Source organism: Cypionkella sp., from assembly GCF_028290025.1.
GTDB lineage: Bacteria > Pseudomonadota > Alphaproteobacteria > Rhodobacterales > Rhodobacteraceae > Cypionkella.
Window position 1 is genome coordinate 74016 of sequence record NZ_JAQGKQ010000046.1, and the last position, 15475, is coordinate 89490.

The window sequence follows — 15475 nt, forward strand, 5'->3', positions numbered from 1 at the left end:
CTGCTGTTGGGTCTTTCCAGAATTGTTGTGAAGCCGTAAGTTTGCCCGATGGAAACTATGATCAACATCGGCCCGCTTGGCACGACGGATGCGCTTTGTGTGGCGTTTACAGTGCTGGCTTGGGCAGTGATTGGCTGGGTAATTGAACATCCTCCGGCATCGCGGCCTTCGGTCAGCCTGCTGATGAAAGAATATCGGCGCGAGTGGATGCGGCAGTTTTTGACGCGGCAGCCACGGATATTTGACGCCTCAATGATCGACAGTTTGCGGCAGGGCACTGCGTTTTTCGCTAGCGCTTCGCTGATTGCGATTGGCGGCGGCATTGCGTTGATCGGCAATCCGGCAGCGGTGGTGGGGTTGGCGAAAGACCTGACCTTGCCCGCTGATGCCACCGGATTGCAGCTTCGGGTGTTGCTGGTGATCGTTTTTCTCGCCAATGCGGTGCTGAAATTCATATGGTCAAATCGGCTGTTTGGCTATTGCGCGGTGATGATGGCAGCGGTGCCGAATGACCCTGCCGATCCGCTGGCACCGCATCGGGCGGCGCAAGCTGGGGAGTTGAACATCACGGCGGCAATAAGCTTCAACCGCGGACTGCACTCGATTTACTTCGCTTTGGGCAGTTTGGGTTGGCTGCTGGGGCCTTATGTTTTGATCGCGACGACTTTACTGACCTCGGCGATGCTGATCCGGCGCGAATTTGCCTCGGAATCGCGCAAAGTTATGCTGCGCGTCGCTTGAAGCGACCTTCCACCAGCCACGCTGCAACTGCCAAACCTGCCGCCAAGATCAGCATCAGCCAACTGGGGACCAATGGACTGATGCGCAAGTCTTCGGTGACGTAAGCCTCACGCGGGATGATGCCGATCCAGCCGCGACCGGCAGCGGGGCGGCCTTCGCGGACGGTGCGGATGCTGGGCAAGCCCGCCTCAATCGGCTGGATACCGCCCTGCAGGGTGGCGACGATCGGGGCCAGGCCCTCGGCTGAGGCTAAGGTTTCGACGAACTCTTTAGGGGCAGACGTGCCGACAGCTACCACACGCACCAGATCGTCTTGTTGCAGACGATACAGACCCAAAGCGGGCGCTTTCCAGTCGGCGCTGTATTTGCCGGGACCGTCGGATGGCAGAGTCAGCGTTTCGGTTTTGCCATCCGGCCCGGTGATGGTCAGGTCGCCCGGAGGTTTGTCGGACACGGTGCGGCGGGTGATGGTCAGAACCTCGGCCTTGTTGGTGGCAGTCAGTGACTCCTCCTCTAGCTCCGGTTCTTTCAGCATCCAATGCGCGAGGCGGCGCAGCAATTCCAACTGCGGACCGCCGCCTTCATAGCCACGGCCCCAAAGCCAAGCCTGATCTGAGGCGAGCACCGCGATGCGGCCTTTTTCAACGCGGTCCAGCACCAGCAAAGGTTTGTCTTGCGGGCCGGACATCAGCACCTGACCCCGCAGCAGATTGACGTCGATCATGCGAAACCAACGGCCCCAGCCTTTTGGGAACAAGGCTTCCAGCCCCTCGGTGACGGGATGGCGGCGGCCGAGGTCGGTGAGTTTGGGTTTGTAGCCTTCTTCGATGACTTGACTGGTGGGCTCGACAGGCAAGATTTCTGCCAAAGGCGAGCGCCAGAGGCTATCGACAGCGCCAAATTCCGGGCCAGCGGCGACCAGCACTGTGCCGCCGTTTTTGACATATTGCACAACGTTATCAATATATTCCATCGGAAGGATGCCGCGCATCCGGTAGCGGTCAAAGATGATAAGGTCGAAATCTTTGATTTTCTCGACGAACAATTCTCGCGTTGGAAAGGCGATCAGGGAGAGTTCCTCAACCGGCACGCCATCTTGTTTTTCGGGTGGGCGCAGGATGGTGAAATGCACGAGATCGACCGAAGGGTCAGACTTCAAAAGGTTGCGCCAGACGCGCTCGCCTGCATGCGGTTCACCCGAAACCAGCAGCACACGCAGGCGGTCACGCACACCGTTGATCTGCACCACGGCAGTGTTGTTGCGGTCGGTCAGTTCGCCGTCCACGGGCGCTACCGAGAATTGCAGCACGTTCATGCCAGCGTGCGGCAGGCGGACGGGCAGTTCCATATCTTCGTTGACCGGAATGTCGAAGGTCATGGGCGCGTCGGAGTCAACGCCGATGGTCAGCGCCACCGAAGCACCAGCTGCGGCTGGCACTGCGCCTTTATCTTCAACTTTCAGCTTGAGGATAAACTCCTCGCCCAGAATCGCGAAGGCTGGGGCTTCTTCGATGATCAGATGACGATCCCAGTCTTGCTTTTTCCCGGTGAGCAGAACTTGCAAAGGTGCAGGTAAAGCGGGGGCGAGGTTTAGGTCATGCACTTGGCCGTCGGTGATCAGGATCGCCCCGGCAATGCGGGCGCGGGGTTCCTCGGCCATTGCTTGCGATAGTGCTGTCATCGCCAAGGTGCCCGCATCCTCGGGGCCATCGCCAAAGCGGATCAGCCGCAGTTCGGTGTTGGGCAGGGCCGCGACCTCGGCGGTAACCTTGGCGACGGCAGCTTCGGCTTGGGCTTTGCGATCTGACAGGGTTTGGCTAGAGCTTTCATCGACCAGCAGTAAAACGATATCGGACAATGGTTTGCGGTTTTCTTCCTGCAAGGACGGATTGGCGAGCGCCACGCCCAAAGCAATGAACGCGAGGCCGCGCAACAGCCAACCGCGCAAGCCTTTCCACAAAGCGAAGGCCACCAGCAGACCGGCTATAACGGCAAGCGCCCAGATCAAGGGGAGGGCGACTAGCGGATCGAAAACAACTGTCCGGCTCATTCGCCCAACCTTTCGAGCAGGGCAGGCACATGGACCTGATCCGATTTATAGTTTCCGGTCAGCACATGCATGATGACGTTGATGCCGAAGCGGTAGGAAATCTCACGCTGATCCTCGCCCGCATAGCCGCGCCCCACCGGAAACATCGGCACGCCATCAGGGTCCGTGGCCCAAGCCGAGGCCCAATCGGCGCTACCGATAATCACCGGAGTCACGCCATCGTTAAGATTGCGAAACGGCATGCCCTCGGCCTTTTCGGCTTCGGGATCAGAGGCTTCGACCCACACGGTGCCGCCAGCGAAACGACCGGGAAAGTCTTGCAGCAGATAGAAGCTGCGGGTCAGAACGTGATCTTTCGGCATTGGCTCTAGCGGCGGGATATCCAGACCGGATGCGATCAGTTGCAGCATCTGGCCTTCCGGCGTGTTGTCACCCGAGAGGCCCGCGATATCGCCATCGCGGGTGTCAAACATGATCATGCCGCCGGTGCGCAGAAAGCGGTTCAGTTTGGCATAGGCGGCGGTCGAGGGGACAGGCTGGTTCGGGGTGATCGGCCAATATAAGAACGGGTAGAAGGCGAGGTCGTCATTCTCAAGATCAATGCTCATCGGAGTTTCGGGCTCCACGGCGGTGCGCAGCCAAAGCTGATCGCTAAGACCGCGCAGGCCCGCCTCTGACACCTGATCCATTGCCGCATCGCCGGTCTGCACGTAGGCCAGCACCACGCCGCGCGTCGCCTCTAGCGCTTTGATGTCATCGGGCACTTGGGCGCGGGCATCATGCGGGACAAACAGCGCGAGCATCACAGCGGCGGTGCGGGCAATGCCGCCAATCCGACCCGAAACCCAGAGCGCCGCGAGCACATCCAGCGCCAACATCAGCATTGCAGCGGTCAGCAGGATGCCCTTCAAAGCCTGGGCTTTGACGGCTGCGATGCCTTCGATCATCGTGCCAGCGGGCCAAGTCGCGGCGGTGATGGGGGTTTTGGGGCCAATCACGTTCAGCGCGACTTTACGATCTGCGCTGGCGTAAAGCCCGGCTGGCAGGCCCGGACCGGGGCCGGAAACCAGTGCTTTGCCCAGCTTTTCGCCCTCTACTCCGGCGATTTCGCCTGCATCACGTTCTACCCCGTAGCCGTCCATTACCTTCTGCGGCACCCAAGTCAGGCCCGCTAGGTCCTGCGCATTGGGTTGGGCGGGCTTGGTGGAAACCGCCAGCCGCTCCAGCATTTGCACGAAAAGGCCCGACAGCGGCAGGCTGGACCATTCGGCATTGGCGGTAACATGCACCAGCACCACCTGGCCCGCACCGATTTCCTTGCGGGTCACCAAGGGCGTGCCATCGGCGAGCGCCGCAATCGTGCGCTCGGTCAAGGTGGGGTCGGGTTGGGCGAGGACTTGCTCGGTGACGGTCACATCATCCGGGATGCTCAGGCCGTGGAAGGGCGAATCCTCGGGGAAAGGGGCCAAGGTTTTCGGTTCACCCCAGCTCATCGTACCGCCGACCGAACGGCCACCTTCGCGCAAGCGGACGGGCATCAGCGGGTCTTCTTCGGCGCGGGAAAGTTGGGACGCGGCCAGTCGAGGACCAGCAAAACGCAGCAGGAGGCCGCCCTTGTTTACCCATTCTAGCAGGCTATCGCTTTCCGCCGGGGTTAGTTTGGCGACATCGGCTAGGATGATCACATCGGGATTGGCGGGGATCACGTCGGACAGGCCGCCTTCGACCAGATCAGCGACGGGGGTTAGAGCTTGGCGCAGGTAGTAGGTGGGTTGCAGCAGCGGCAGACCCTCGCGGTCGGCAGTGCCACCGATCACCGCGATTTTACGGCGCTTCAGGCTGTCATCGGTCAGGCTAACGGCACCGGCACTGCGCTGGCCCAAGAGTTCAAACCGCGTAACGCGGTTGCGCAATTCGGGCGGCAGGTCGAGGCTGGCTTTCGCCTCCGCTGCGTTCACGTCGAAATGCAGGCTGCCGCGCGCGAGTTCGCGGTCAATACCGGAGGGGTCAGGACCGCGGGCGATCACATCAAGATCGGCGGTATCGCTGGGCAGGCGGGCGGCAGTCAGAGTAATTTTGCCGTCTTCATACACGGCTGGACGCAGCGCAAAAACTGGGCGCGGCGACAGGAAAGCGGTGAGGCTGCCTTTGGTATTCAAGGCTGTCAGGAGGACATCGCGACCCGGGTGGTCAAGGCCGTCCGAGAACCAGTAGCTGTCGAAGGCGCTTTCGGGCAGGATTTTCGACCATTCTTCAAATGCTTGTGGCGCGAACGGTTGCGGCTCCATCGCGGCGAGCCGCCCCGTCCAAGCCTCGGCGTTCTGAAATTCCACGGGCTGCGGCAGATCGGTCAGCCGAATGACAGCGACGGTGCGGCCCGAACGGCCAGCTTCGGCAAGAAGACTGTTCGCCTTCTCAATGCGGGCGGGCCAGTCGCGCGCGTCGGCCCAACCGCCATCCAAAACAACCAGCAGCGGACCAGTGCCCGCCGCACGGTTTTCCGGGTTCAACACCGGGCCGGCAAATCCGATAATAGCGGCCGCCACCGCCAAAGCCCGCAGCAATAACAGCCACCAAGGGGTCTTGTCGGCTTGGCGATCTTCATCCGTCAAGCCAAGCAGGAGGGCAACGGCGGGGAAGCGACGACGGATCGGCGCGGGGGGGATGGCGCGGAGGAGGAGCCACAGGATCGGTAGGGCGATCAGCCCCCAGAGCAGCCAAGGCGTGTTGAAGGCGAACATACTCATCGGCCACCTTCCAGCGCGCTATAGGCCCACAGCAGCGCCGTTTGCGCTGATTGCCCGGTGTGGTGGCAGTGGTAATGCCAGCCCATTGCGCGGGCTAAAGTGGCAAGACGCGCTTTGCGTTCGGCGAGGCGGTCTAGATAGCGCGTGCGCAAATCGCCAGCCGATTGGGTTTCGTGTTTAAGAGAGCCTTGCATGGATTCAAACACGGTGCGGCCTTGGTAGGGGAAATCTTCCTCTGCGGGATCAAGCACTTGTAGCAGAACACCGCGCACACCACGATCTGCGGCAAGAGTGAGGGCAGTCTCTAACGGCTCAAGATTGCTCAAAAAATCGGACAGGAAAACAGCGCGGCCATGGCTGACCATGCCTGCCACATCGGGTGTGCCATAGTCGTCAGCTCCATCAGAGGACAAGCCTTCGAGCAGCGCCATGATCTGCGCGCGTCCCGGTTTGGGAGCGGTGCCAGACAGGCCGACCCGTTCACCGCCACGCAGAAGTAGCACCGATAAAGCCAGTGCCAGCAACCGCGCGCGGTCGAGTTTCGTCGCTCGATCTTTGTCACCGGAAAATGTCATTGAGCGGGCGGCATCGACCCAGAGTGTCACCGATTGCGCCGCTTGCCATTCGCGTTCGCGGACGAAATGCGCGTCGGAACGGGCGGAACGCCGCCAATCAATCGAGCGCGCCGCATCGCCCTGATGGGCGGGGCGGTATTGCCAGAACTCATCGCCTTGGCCTGCGCGACGGCGGCCATGTTCGCCAAGCATCAGCGTTGCCGCCAAATGTTCGGCTTCTGCCAGAAGGGCTGGCAGCGATTGGCCAAGCGTTTCGGCTCGGGCGCGCAGATCGGCGGATATGCTCACGCAGCAGCCTCAAGTTTCAAGCTGCGGCTGATGGTGCGGTCAATCAGGCTCGACAGGGTTTCGCCACGCGCCCGGGCGGCGAAGGACAAAGCCATGCGGTGCTCCAGCACAGGCTTCGCCATCTCGGCGACATCGGCGATAGAGGGCACCAAGCGGCCATCCAGCAGCGCGCGGGCGCGGACGGTTAGCATCAGGGCTTGGGCTGCACGCGGGCCGGGGCCCCAAGACAGGCTGCCTGCCAGATCTCGGCCTTCAGGCTCACCCGGACGGCAGGCGCGGACCAGATCAAGGATCGCTTCGACCACCTGATCGCCCACAGGCATCCGGCGCAGCACGGTTTGGGCGGCGAGCAGTTCATCGGCGCTAAACACTTGATGGGCTTCAGATTCGGTGGCCCCTGTAGTGGCGAGCAGAATGTCACGCTCATGCGCGCGGGTGGGGTAATCGACGTTCACTTGCAGAAGGAAACGGTCAAGCTGCGCTTCGGGGAGCGGATAAGTGCCTTCCTGTTCAATCGGGTTTTGCGTGGCAAGCACATGAAACGGACGGCCCAAAGCACGGTGCTGGCCTGCGATGGTGACTTCCTTTTCCTGCATGGCTTGCAGCAAAGCCGACTGGGTGCGGGGGCTGGCGCGGTTGATCTCATCCGCCATTAGCAGTTGGCAAAATACCGGGCCTTCGATGAAACGGAAGGCGCGGCTGCCATCGGCGGCGGTTTCCAGCACTTCGGAGCCCAGAATATCGGCGGGCATCAGATCGGGGGTGAACTGGATGCGGTTGCCTTTTAGGCCCATCACGGTGCTGAGCGTATCGACCAGCAAGGTCTTTCCCAGACCCGGCAAACCGACCAACAAAGCATGGCCACCACACAACATCGCGGCCAGAACCTGATCGACCACCTTGTCTTGCCCGATGAAGCGCTGGTTGATCGAGGCCTTGGCTTGCGCCAACCGCGCGCCCAAGGTTTCGATCTCGGCGACAAGCTGGGTTGGATCGGCCATGACAATTCTCCGGAACAGGTTATATGCTGCCATATGATCCAAACTGGGTGTCAGGCACAAATGGCAAAGAGCGAAGATGCACAAATGATCGTGAAACCGCTGGCCGATGGGCTGGCTGCGGTGCAGGCTGCCGCAAAAAAGGGCCCGCCGCCGGTGCATTTGTGGCATCCGCCGTTTTGCGGCGACATAGATATGCGGATCGCGCGGGATGGGACGTGGTTTCACGAAGGCTCACCGATTGGTCGGATGCCGATGGTGAAGCTGTTCTCGTCGATTCTGCGGCGGGAAGGGGATGAGTATTTTCTGGTCACTCCGGTCGAGAAAGTGCGGATCAAGGTCGATGACGCGCCGATGCTGGCGGTGAATTTTGAAGTGGAGGGTGAGAAGAAGGATCAGCGGCTGCGGTTCTTCACTAAGACTGAGGATGAGGTGGTTGCTGGCGCGGATAATCCGATTCGGGTGATGATCGGGGAGGGCGGGGAGCCTGCGCCGTACGTGCACATCCGGGCGGGGCTGGAGGCGTTGATTGACCGCAAATCGTTCTATCGGTTGATGGAATTGGGAGTTCACGCCGAGCATCAGGGGATCAGCTGGTTCGGGCTTTGGTCAGATGGGTGTTTCTTTCCGGTGATTCCTTCGCTAGACCTGCGCTGATGCCTCAGTTCGCCGCCAACCTGACTATGCTTTTCACCGAGGTTTCCCCCCTCGACCGCCCCGGCCTCGCCGCGCAGGCGGGGTTCGATGGTGCGGAAATCCTGTTTCCCTACGATTATCCCGCAAAGGAATGGGAGGCCGCTTTGGCTGGGCTGCCGCTTGCGATGATCAACACGCCCCCGGGCGACTGGGCAGCGGGGGATCGTGGCTTTGCGGCGGTTCCGGGTGAGGAGCAGCGGTTTCGAGACGGGTTCTTGCGGGCGGCAGAACTCGCTTCTCGGCTGGGGGCTGCTCGTCTGCATGTGATGGCAGGGGTGGCGAAGGGGCCGCAGGCGGAGCAGGTTTATGTGGAGAACCTGACTTGGGCTGCGGGGCAGGCGCCGGATTTGACGATCACGCTGGAGCCTTTGAATCCCGATGATATGCCTGGCTATTTCCTGAACGACTTCGATCAGGCGGGGCGGATCGTTGAGGATCTGGGATTGGCTCGGGTTGGTATTCAGTTCGATTTGTGGCACGCGGCGCGGATTCATGGCGATGCGGCGGCGGTTTGGGCGCGACATTCTGCCCGGATCAATCATGTCCAGATCGCGGGGTTTCCGAGCCGGAACGAGCCGGGCGGCGGCGGGTTTGATATCACCGGACTTTGTTCTGCTCTGGATGAGGGCGGCTATTCGGGCTGGGTTTCGGCGGAATATCGGCCCTCGCGCGCTACGGTGCATGGGCTGGCTTGGCTCGGGGCTTTGAAGGCGCGATCGAGGTTGATCGGAGTCTGAAGCTGGCCGATGTCCACACGTGGCGTGGGCTTGGGGTTTATATTTATCAATGGGTTGGATGGGTGGCTTTAAGGGTTTCTTATGGTTTGCGTGTCGTTTGTCTTTATGATTTTCAAGGTCGTTACTGCCGTTCTGTGGAAGCCTCCGGCGGGGATATTTGGACCAATACGAATTTGTTTGCTGTCGGCCAAAGGCTGGCCGGTTGAATGCCGTTGCAGGATAGAGTCGCTGGTGTTAACTTGTGTACATGCGGCCACAGGAGGCTCTTATGTCTGCCAGCACTACTCTGACAATTCGCATCGATTCTGACTTGAAGGATAAACTGGGCCAGTTGGCGCAGGATACTCGGCGGAGCAATTCTTTCTTGGCAGCAGAGGCCGTATCGGCTTATGTAGAGCGCGAGTTGGCGATCATTGGCGGGATTCAACGTGGGCTGGCCGATGTCGAGGCGGGGCGGGTTGCGACACATGATGACGCGATGGCGGAGCTTTACGCGGCGATTGATGCGGCAAAAGGCAGTAAGATTTGACTCGCGCTGTCGTTTGGTCGCGTGATGCGCTGGACGATCTGAAGGCTCAACTGATCTACATAGCGTCGGATAATCCTGACGCGGCGCGACGGGTGGCCGATGCTTTGCGGGATGCTGCGGAGGGGCTTGGCCAGATTGCGACGGGGCGGGCGGGCCGGGTTGTGGGGACTTATGAAAAGTCTGTCACGCGACTGCCTTATATCATTGTCTATGTGATTTCAGCGCGCCTAGGGGCTGAGGTGCTTTCGATTGTTCGGGTTATCCATACCGCGCGGGATTGGCCGATGGGGCGGTGGCCCGAGTAGGGCTTTAGGGTGCGAGTTCAGCGTGCTGGCTGTGGTTGAGAGCTTGGTGCCTCCGGCGGGAGTATTTGGGCCAATGTGAAATGGCTAGGGCGGGCTTGCAGTTTAGGTTCGCATATCGGGCGATTTAGAAATGCAAAACGCGCGAAGGTTGCTTCGCGCGTTTTTGGGTTTTTGCAGTGAGCAGCCGTGAAGATTAATGCTCCGGTAGCAAAATCTCGCGCTTTCCGACGTGGTTTGCAGCGGTGATAACCGAGTGTTCTTCCATCTGCTCAACCAGTTTGGCGGCTTTGTTATAGCCTATGCCGAGTTTGCGTTGAATGTAGCTGGTGCTGCATTTGCGGTCTTTGGCGACGATGGCGACGGCTTGGTCGTAGAGGCTGTCGTCCAGGCCGTCGGAGCCGAGGCCCAAGAGGCTGTCGATTTCGTTGGCGTTCTCATCCTCTGGGCCTTCGATCACGCCGGACATATAGACCGGCGGGCCGTAGGATTTCAGGTGGTTGACGATTTCTTCGACTTCTTCATCGCTCACAAACGGGCCGTGGATACGGGAGACGCGACCGCCGCCTGCCATATAGAGCATGTCGCCCATGCCGAGGAGTTGTTCAGCACCTTGCTCGCCAAGGATGGTACGGCTGTCGATTTTCGAGGTGACTTGGAAAGAAATCCGTGTTGGGAAGTTGGCTTTGATGGTGCCAGTGATCACGTCAACCGAGGGGCGCTGGGTGGCCATGATCAAATGGATGCCGGAGGCGCGCGCCATCTGAGCAAGGCGTTGAATACACGCTTCAATTTCCTTGCCTGCGACCATCATCAGGTCGGCCATCTCGTCAACCACCACCACGATATAGGGGATGGTGACGGGCTGGAATTCATCGGTTTCAAACATCGGCTCGCCAGTGTCTTCATCGAACCCGGTCTGAATGGTGCGCTTGAACACCTCGTTTTTGGCAAGGGCTTCGCGGACGCGGCCATTGTAGCCTTCGATGTTGCGCACGCCCATTTTCGACATTTTGCGGTAGCGTTCTTCCATTTCCGACACGACCCATTTCAGGGCGACGACGGCTTTTTTTGGATCTGTGACGACGGGCGACAGCAGATGTGGGATACCGTCATAGACCGAAAGCTCCAGCATTTTCGGGTCGATCATGATCAGGCGGCATTCTTCCGGGCTGAGTTTATAGAGCAGCGACAGGATCATGGTGTTGATGGCGACGGATTTACCCGAGCCGGTGGTGCCTGCGATCAAAAGGTGGGGCATTTTGGCGAGGTTGGCGATGATGGGCTCGCCGCCGATGTCTTTGCCAAGCGCCAAAGGCAGGCGCATGTTGCTGTCGCCGAAGTCGCGGGCGGCGATGATCTCGCGCAAGACCACTTTCTCGCGGACGGCGTTGGGAAGCTCGATGCCGATCACGGTGCGGCCCGGAACGGTGGAAACACGGGCGCTTAGGGCAGACATTGAGCGGGCGATATCGTCGGCAAGACCGATGACGCGGCTGGCTTTTAGGCCGGGGGCGGGTTCGAGTTCGTACATGGTGACGACCGGGCCGGGGCGAACCGAGACGATTTCGCCTTTGACGCCGTAATCGTCGAGAACCGATTCCAACATGCGGGCGTTTTCTTCGAGGGCTTCGTCGGAGAGGGCGTGGCGTTCGACCGCGGACGGCGGCGTCAGCAGGGACAGCGGTGGGAGTTCGTAGGCGGGTGCCGTGTCGTCAAAACGCAGGCGAGGTTGCGCCTCGGCTGCGGCACGAATCGACGGGGCGATGGGTTTTTTCTGCGCGTGCTGGACAACCGGGCGACGCTCGGGTGTGGGGGCAGGGCGGGGGGCTGCTACGACGGGAGTGTAATCCTCGGCGTAATCGTCTTCCTCTGCGGTGTAGTCATGCGCATCATCGGTGAGCGTGAAGTGGCTTTCATCGGTGACCTCAGGCGATTGATATTCTTCGGCCTCAACAAAAGCGTTGTGCAGCGGGGCGACTACGGGCGGCTCGATCCGTTGCTTAGGGCGAGTGTCAGCGATCAATGGGGCCGGACTGCGTGGGCGTTGCACGGGTGGCTCGCGGCGCTGGATGGCGGCGGCGAGTGGGGAAAGTTGCGCCTCTGGCGGCCGGGTGCGAGAGCGGATGGCATCAGAAATCCGCGAGCTGATGCGATCATCGGTGGGCATGTCGGCATGGTCGGCGGCGTCGGTTATGGTCGGTTCGATCAGTTCGGGTTCGGGATCAACCGCGCGGCGCATCAGGGCTGGCATGCGGGCAAGCAGGCCAAGTTTTTCGCGTGGCGGGGCGTATTGTGCCGCTTCTGCAAGGGGTTCGGCGTAGCGGGTATCGGCGCGCAGGGTTGAAGGGCGTCCGAAGGCGCTGGCCTCGACGGCTGGTTCGGCGCGGCGGATGCTGGATTGCGCGCGGTCTTCGCGCCAATCGGCAGGCGCGCGCAAGGTGTCAGCCGATTTGGCGGCTTCGGCAGCGGTGCGACGGCGGCGGGCTTGGATGGCGGCGGCAGCGCGGCTGGTGCCTTCTGCGCCTTTACCGGCAGCGCCGAGCAGGATTGAATAAGTGTGGATCAGGCTGGTGATCAGAAAGCGGAAACCAGCTTGGATTTCGGGGAAGTTGAAGCCGGTGACGAACAGCATCAGGGCAATCATCGCGGCACCGGAGGCCATCGAGATCAGTTTCAGGCCGATGGCGGCACCGCCGGGGATGATGTTGAGCAGCGCGCCGAGCACGGTGTCGCCGAACAAACCGCCCATGCCGAAGCTGTGCGTCCACATTGCGGAAGGCAGTAGGGTGGCTGCGTAGACCGAGGCCATTGCGATGGCGATCACGGCGAAAACCATGCGCGAGACGGCGCGTTCGGCACCGCGATGCAGGACGAAACGGATGCCCCAAGCGGCGAAAATCATTGGGATCGCCCATGTGCCTTTGCCGCCGATGATGATCAGGGTGGAGGCGAGGGCTGCGCCGAAACGGCCAAGCGTGTTGGCGGCGGGCTCGTCTGTGGCGACCATCCAGCCGGGGTCTTCGGGGGAGTAGCTGTTCAGCATCAGTATGAAGCCGAAGGCGGCCACCATCAGGCCGATGCCGAGCAGCTCACGGCCGCGGCGCTCGAGCATGGCGGTGGTGCCTTGGTCGAGAAGCGGATCGCGTTGCCGTGCTTGATAAGATGCCATGTTAACCCTGTCCTCAACCGTAGAGGCAGTCACGGAGTTTGATCAACCCGCGCTGCATTTCTTCTTTGGGGGCCACCAAAGCGACCCGAATATAGCCTTTGCCGGGGTTTTCCCCGTTTGCATCGCGCGAAAGATAAGCGCCGGGTAAGACCCGCACGCCCGTTTCGCGCCATGCTTTTACTGCGGCTTGCTCGCCGTCTTCGACGGGCAGCCATAGGAAGAAGCCGCCTTCGGGGGTTTTGAAACCCTGAAGGCCGCTGAAAATTGCGTCGGCTGCGTCAAACTTCGCTTGGTAGAGGGCGAGGGAGGCTGCGACGTGTGCGTCATCATTCCAAGCGGCTTCCGAGATTTTTTGGATCGGCAGCGGCAGCGGTGCGCCTGCGAAGGAACGCAGTTTGCGGATTTCTGCCATGCCTTTGCAGCCGCCTGCAACAAAGCCAGAGCGCAGGCCGGGGAGGTTGGAGCGTTTTGAGAGCGAGTGGAAGGTGAAGACGCGCTCGGGGTTGGCATTGGTGGCTTTTGCGACTTCGAGGATGCCTGTGGGGGCGGTGTTGCGCCAGATTTCGCTGTAGCATTCATCGGCGAAGATGGTGAAATCGTGCTTCTCGGCCAAGGCCAGCAGCGTTTTCCAATAGTCGGCGCTGGCGACTGCGCCCTGCGGATTGGCGGGCGAACACAGGTAGGCGATGGTGACGCGGTCTAGGACTTCGGGCGGCAAACCAGCGTAATCGGGCAGGAAACCTGTGGCGGCGGTGGCGGGGACGTAGAGCGGCTCGGCCCCTACGGTGACGGCGGCTACGGCGTAGACTTGGTAGAATGGGTTTGGCATCAGGACGATGGGCTGTATGCCGTTTTTTGTCTCAGGCGACAGCGCGATGCAGGCGTTGTAAAGCCCCTCGCGAGTGCCGTTCAGCACCATCAGTTGATCTTGCGCCATCGCGACGCTGTAGCGGCGGTTGATCCAGCCGGAAATTGCGGTCAGCAGTTCGGGCGTGCCGTCATTTGGCGGGTAGATCGCGAAGTCTTTGATATTGGCCGCCATTATTGGCGCGACAAAGTCGGGAATCGGATGTCGGGGCTCTCCAATAGTCATGGAAATGCTCTCACCGACGGGCGCATGCGCGTCCAACAGCTTCCGCAAACGCGGAAACGCATAATCCGGCAGGTTCGAAAACCGCTCTGGAAACGCCATTACTGCCTCATATCAGGGTCATATCGCCCCGTTCATGTCCACGATAACCAGATCGTGAGGGCGCGTCCAGAAAAACCCATGCGGGATATGGGCTTGGGGCGCGAAGTTGTGGCTTTTAGGCCAGCGCACGTTCGGCAGCTTGGCCGATGCGCAAAAGGCGTTCCTCTTGGCCGGGGCCAGCCATGAAACTAATGCCGCAGGACGGTTGCGCTGTCGGCAGAGTCAGGGCGCAAAGGTTCATCAGATTGCCGATCCGGGTGTTGCGCAGGGCCAGCAGGTTTTCGGCGGCATAATAGGCATCGTCGGTCATCAGACGGTGGGCATTGGGCGGCAGGATCGGCGAGGTGGGCAGTAAAACCGCGTCATAGCCGGCGGTCTTTGCCGCCCAGATGCTGCGTATTTCGTGCAAGCGACGCCATGCAGCGACGTAATCGGCGGCTTTTATGCTGGCCCCCATGCGGAAACGATCGAGGATGGGCGGAAACATTTTCTCGGGTGCCGCTTCGATGGTTTTCGCCCAAATGCCGTAGGCTTCGGCGGTGAACAGGATGCCTGCGAGCGCCATGGCCTCAGCAGTTTCGGGCAGGTCGATGTGGCGGATTTGCGCGCCGGCGCGAGATAACCGAGTGAGCGCGTCTTCAAAACCTTGGGCGGGGCGAGGGCGAAGATTGTCAAGCGCGACAGTATTCAGCACGAGAAAATGCGCGTCGGTAAGGCTCGCGCCGTGTAAATCGGCGGGCTTGCGGGACTCCATCGCGGCGAGCAGCAGGGCGCAGTCCTCAACCGAACGGGCAAGCGGGCCAACGGTGTCGAAGGTTTCGCACAGCGGCACAGCGCCCGTCAAAGGCAGGCGTCCGTGGCTGGTTTTCAGGCCGACGAGATCGTTCCAAGCGGCGGGGATGCGGACCGAGCCGCCGGTATCCGAACCAATCGCGGCAGGGGCAAGGCCGTAGGCGACCGACGCCGCACCGCCAGAAGTAGAGCCGCCAGCAACGGCTTGCTCGTCATTGATGCAAGGTGGCGTGGCGGTGATCGGGTTCAGGCCGAGGCCGGAAAAGGCGAGTTCGGACATATGGGTTTTACCAAGGCAAACGAGACCTTCGCGGGTGGCGATTTCTAGGACGGCGGCGTCTTTGAGCGGGGTGCGGTTTTTCAGCAGCGCCGATCCTGCTTCGGTTGCGATGTCTGCGGTGTCGAACAGGTCTTTCCAACTGATCGGAACGCCATCCAGCAAACCTCGGCGGAAGCCGGATTTGGCGCGGGTGGCGGCACCCATTGCCTCACCACGCGCTCTGGTCGCGGTGGGGCGGGCATAGATGCGGGTGGAATGTTCGTGGATGGCGATTCTTTCGAGGAAAAACTCGGTGAGCTCGACAGGATTGATGCAGCCTTTGCCAATTTCGCGGCCCAACTCGGCGGCGGTCATGTTCGACCAAGTTTTGCTCATC

At 60.9% G+C, this 15475-nt stretch carries 12 protein-coding genes; 5 read left to right on the forward strand and 7 right to left on the reverse strand.

Going from position 1 to position 15475, the window contains the following annotated elements:
- Positions 1-48: 48 nt before the first annotated feature.
- Positions 49-741 carry a DUF599 domain-containing protein gene (locus JWS10_RS06395; protein WP_366943519.1) on the forward strand — a complete coding sequence of 231 codons (693 nt, stop codon included), beginning with the start codon at positions 49-51 and terminating at the stop codon, positions 739-741.
- Here the strand turns inward: JWS10_RS06395 and JWS10_RS06400 are convergent.
- From JWS10_RS06400 to JWS10_RS06415, 4 genes are read right to left on the reverse strand one after another with little or no spacing between them, the layout of a single operon-like run.
- On the reverse strand, positions 722-2791 hold the full coding sequence (locus JWS10_RS06400; RefSeq protein WP_299505586.1) for a hypothetical protein: 2070 nt from the start codon (positions 2789-2791) through the stop codon (positions 722-724). The genes JWS10_RS06395 and JWS10_RS06400 overlap by 20 nt on opposite strands.
- Positions 2788-5538, reverse strand: coding sequence for a DUF4159 domain-containing protein (locus JWS10_RS06405; protein ID WP_299505588.1), 2751 nt, complete (start codon positions 5536-5538; stop codon positions 2788-2790). Before JWS10_RS06405 ends, JWS10_RS06400 begins: the two co-directional genes overlap by 4 nt.
- Positions 5535-6401, reverse strand: a complete 867-nt coding sequence (locus JWS10_RS06410; RefSeq protein WP_299505589.1) for a DUF58 domain-containing protein — start codon at positions 6399-6401, stop codon at positions 5535-5537. The genes JWS10_RS06405 and JWS10_RS06410 overlap by 4 nt, the downstream gene beginning before the upstream one ends.
- A complete protein-coding gene (locus tag JWS10_RS06415) occupies positions 6398-7402 on the reverse strand; it encodes a MoxR family ATPase (RefSeq protein WP_299505591.1) in 1005 nt (334 codons plus the stop codon). The genes JWS10_RS06410 and JWS10_RS06415 overlap by 4 nt, the downstream gene beginning before the upstream one ends.
- An 84-nt stretch (positions 7403-7486) precedes the next feature.
- Here JWS10_RS06415 and JWS10_RS06420 point away from each other — a divergent pair, with 84 nt between their 5' ends.
- The 4 genes from JWS10_RS06420 (at position 7487) to JWS10_RS06435 (ending at position 9666) form a co-directional block, all read left to right on the forward strand.
- Positions 7487-8056, forward strand: a complete 570-nt coding sequence (locus tag JWS10_RS06420; RefSeq protein WP_299505593.1) for a DUF1285 domain-containing protein — start codon at positions 7487-7489, stop codon at positions 8054-8056.
- Entirely contained in the window at positions 8056-8832 is a 777-nt protein-coding gene (locus JWS10_RS06425) for a TIM barrel protein (protein WP_299505595.1), read from the forward strand. The genes JWS10_RS06420 and JWS10_RS06425 overlap by 1 nt, the downstream gene beginning before the upstream one ends.
- A 268-nt stretch (positions 8833-9100) precedes the next feature.
- Complete coding sequence (locus JWS10_RS06430) at positions 9101-9361, forward strand: CopG family ribbon-helix-helix protein (protein WP_299505597.1); 261 nt, start codon at positions 9101-9103, stop codon at positions 9359-9361.
- Positions 9358-9666, forward strand: coding sequence for a type II toxin-antitoxin system RelE/ParE family toxin (locus JWS10_RS06435; protein WP_299475916.1), 309 nt, complete (start codon positions 9358-9360; stop codon positions 9664-9666). The genes JWS10_RS06430 and JWS10_RS06435 overlap by 4 nt, the downstream gene beginning before the upstream one ends.
- A gap of 193 nt (positions 9667-9859) precedes the next feature.
- Here JWS10_RS06435 and JWS10_RS06440 read toward each other — a convergent pair whose 3' ends face one another.
- From JWS10_RS06440 to JWS10_RS06450, 3 genes are all read right to left on the reverse strand, one after another.
- Positions 9860-12835, reverse strand: coding sequence for a DNA translocase FtsK 4TM domain-containing protein (locus tag JWS10_RS06440; protein ID WP_299505600.1), 2976 nt, complete (start codon positions 12833-12835; stop codon positions 9860-9862).
- 13 nt (positions 12836-12848) lie between these two features.
- Positions 12849-14027: an aminotransferase class I/II-fold pyridoxal phosphate-dependent enzyme gene (locus tag JWS10_RS06445; RefSeq protein WP_299505602.1), complete on the reverse strand. Its 1179-nt coding sequence runs from the start codon at positions 14025-14027 to the stop codon at positions 12849-12851.
- A 115-nt stretch (positions 14028-14142) separates the two neighbouring features.
- Entirely contained in the window at positions 14143-15474 is a 1332-nt protein-coding gene (locus JWS10_RS06450; RefSeq protein WP_299505604.1) for an amidase, read from the reverse strand.
- Between the last annotated feature and the right edge of the window lies 1 nt (position 15475).

What these genes read in the sequence shown, in the direction of transcription:
- JWS10_RS06430 (WP_299505597.1), top strand. Translation starts at nt 9,101, where the DNA reads ATGTCTGCCAGCACTACTCTGACAATTCGCATCGATTCTGACTTGAAG.
- JWS10_RS06415 (WP_299505591.1), bottom strand. Translation starts at nt 7,402, where the DNA reads ATGGCCGATCCAACCCAGCTTGTCGCCGAGATCGAAACCTTGGGCGCG.
- JWS10_RS06425 (WP_299505595.1), top strand. Translation starts at nt 8,056, where the DNA reads ATGCCTCAGTTCGCCGCCAACCTGACTATGCTTTTCACCGAGGTTTCC.
- JWS10_RS06445 (WP_299505602.1), bottom strand. Translation starts at nt 14,027, where the DNA reads ATGGCGTTTCCAGAGCGGTTTTCGAACCTGCCGGATTATGCGTTTCCG.
- JWS10_RS06440 (WP_299505600.1), bottom strand. Translation starts at nt 12,835, where the DNA reads ATGGCATCTTATCAAGCACGGCAACGCGATCCGCTTCTCGACCAAGGC.
- JWS10_RS06395 (WP_366943519.1), top strand. Translation starts at nt 49, where the DNA reads ATGGAAACTATGATCAACATCGGCCCGCTTGGCACGACGGATGCGCTT.
- JWS10_RS06400 (WP_299505586.1), bottom strand. Translation starts at nt 2,791, where the DNA reads ATGAGCCGGACAGTTGTTTTCGATCCGCTAGTCGCCCTCCCCTTGATC.
- JWS10_RS06420 (WP_299505593.1), top strand. Translation starts at nt 7,487, where the DNA reads ATGATCGTGAAACCGCTGGCCGATGGGCTGGCTGCGGTGCAGGCTGCC.
- JWS10_RS06450 (WP_299505604.1), bottom strand. Translation starts at nt 15,474, where the DNA reads ATGAGCAAAACTTGGTCGAACATGACCGCCGCCGAGTTGGGCCGCGAA.
- JWS10_RS06405 (WP_299505588.1), bottom strand. Translation starts at nt 5,538, where the DNA reads ATGAGTATGTTCGCCTTCAACACGCCTTGGCTGCTCTGGGGGCTGATC.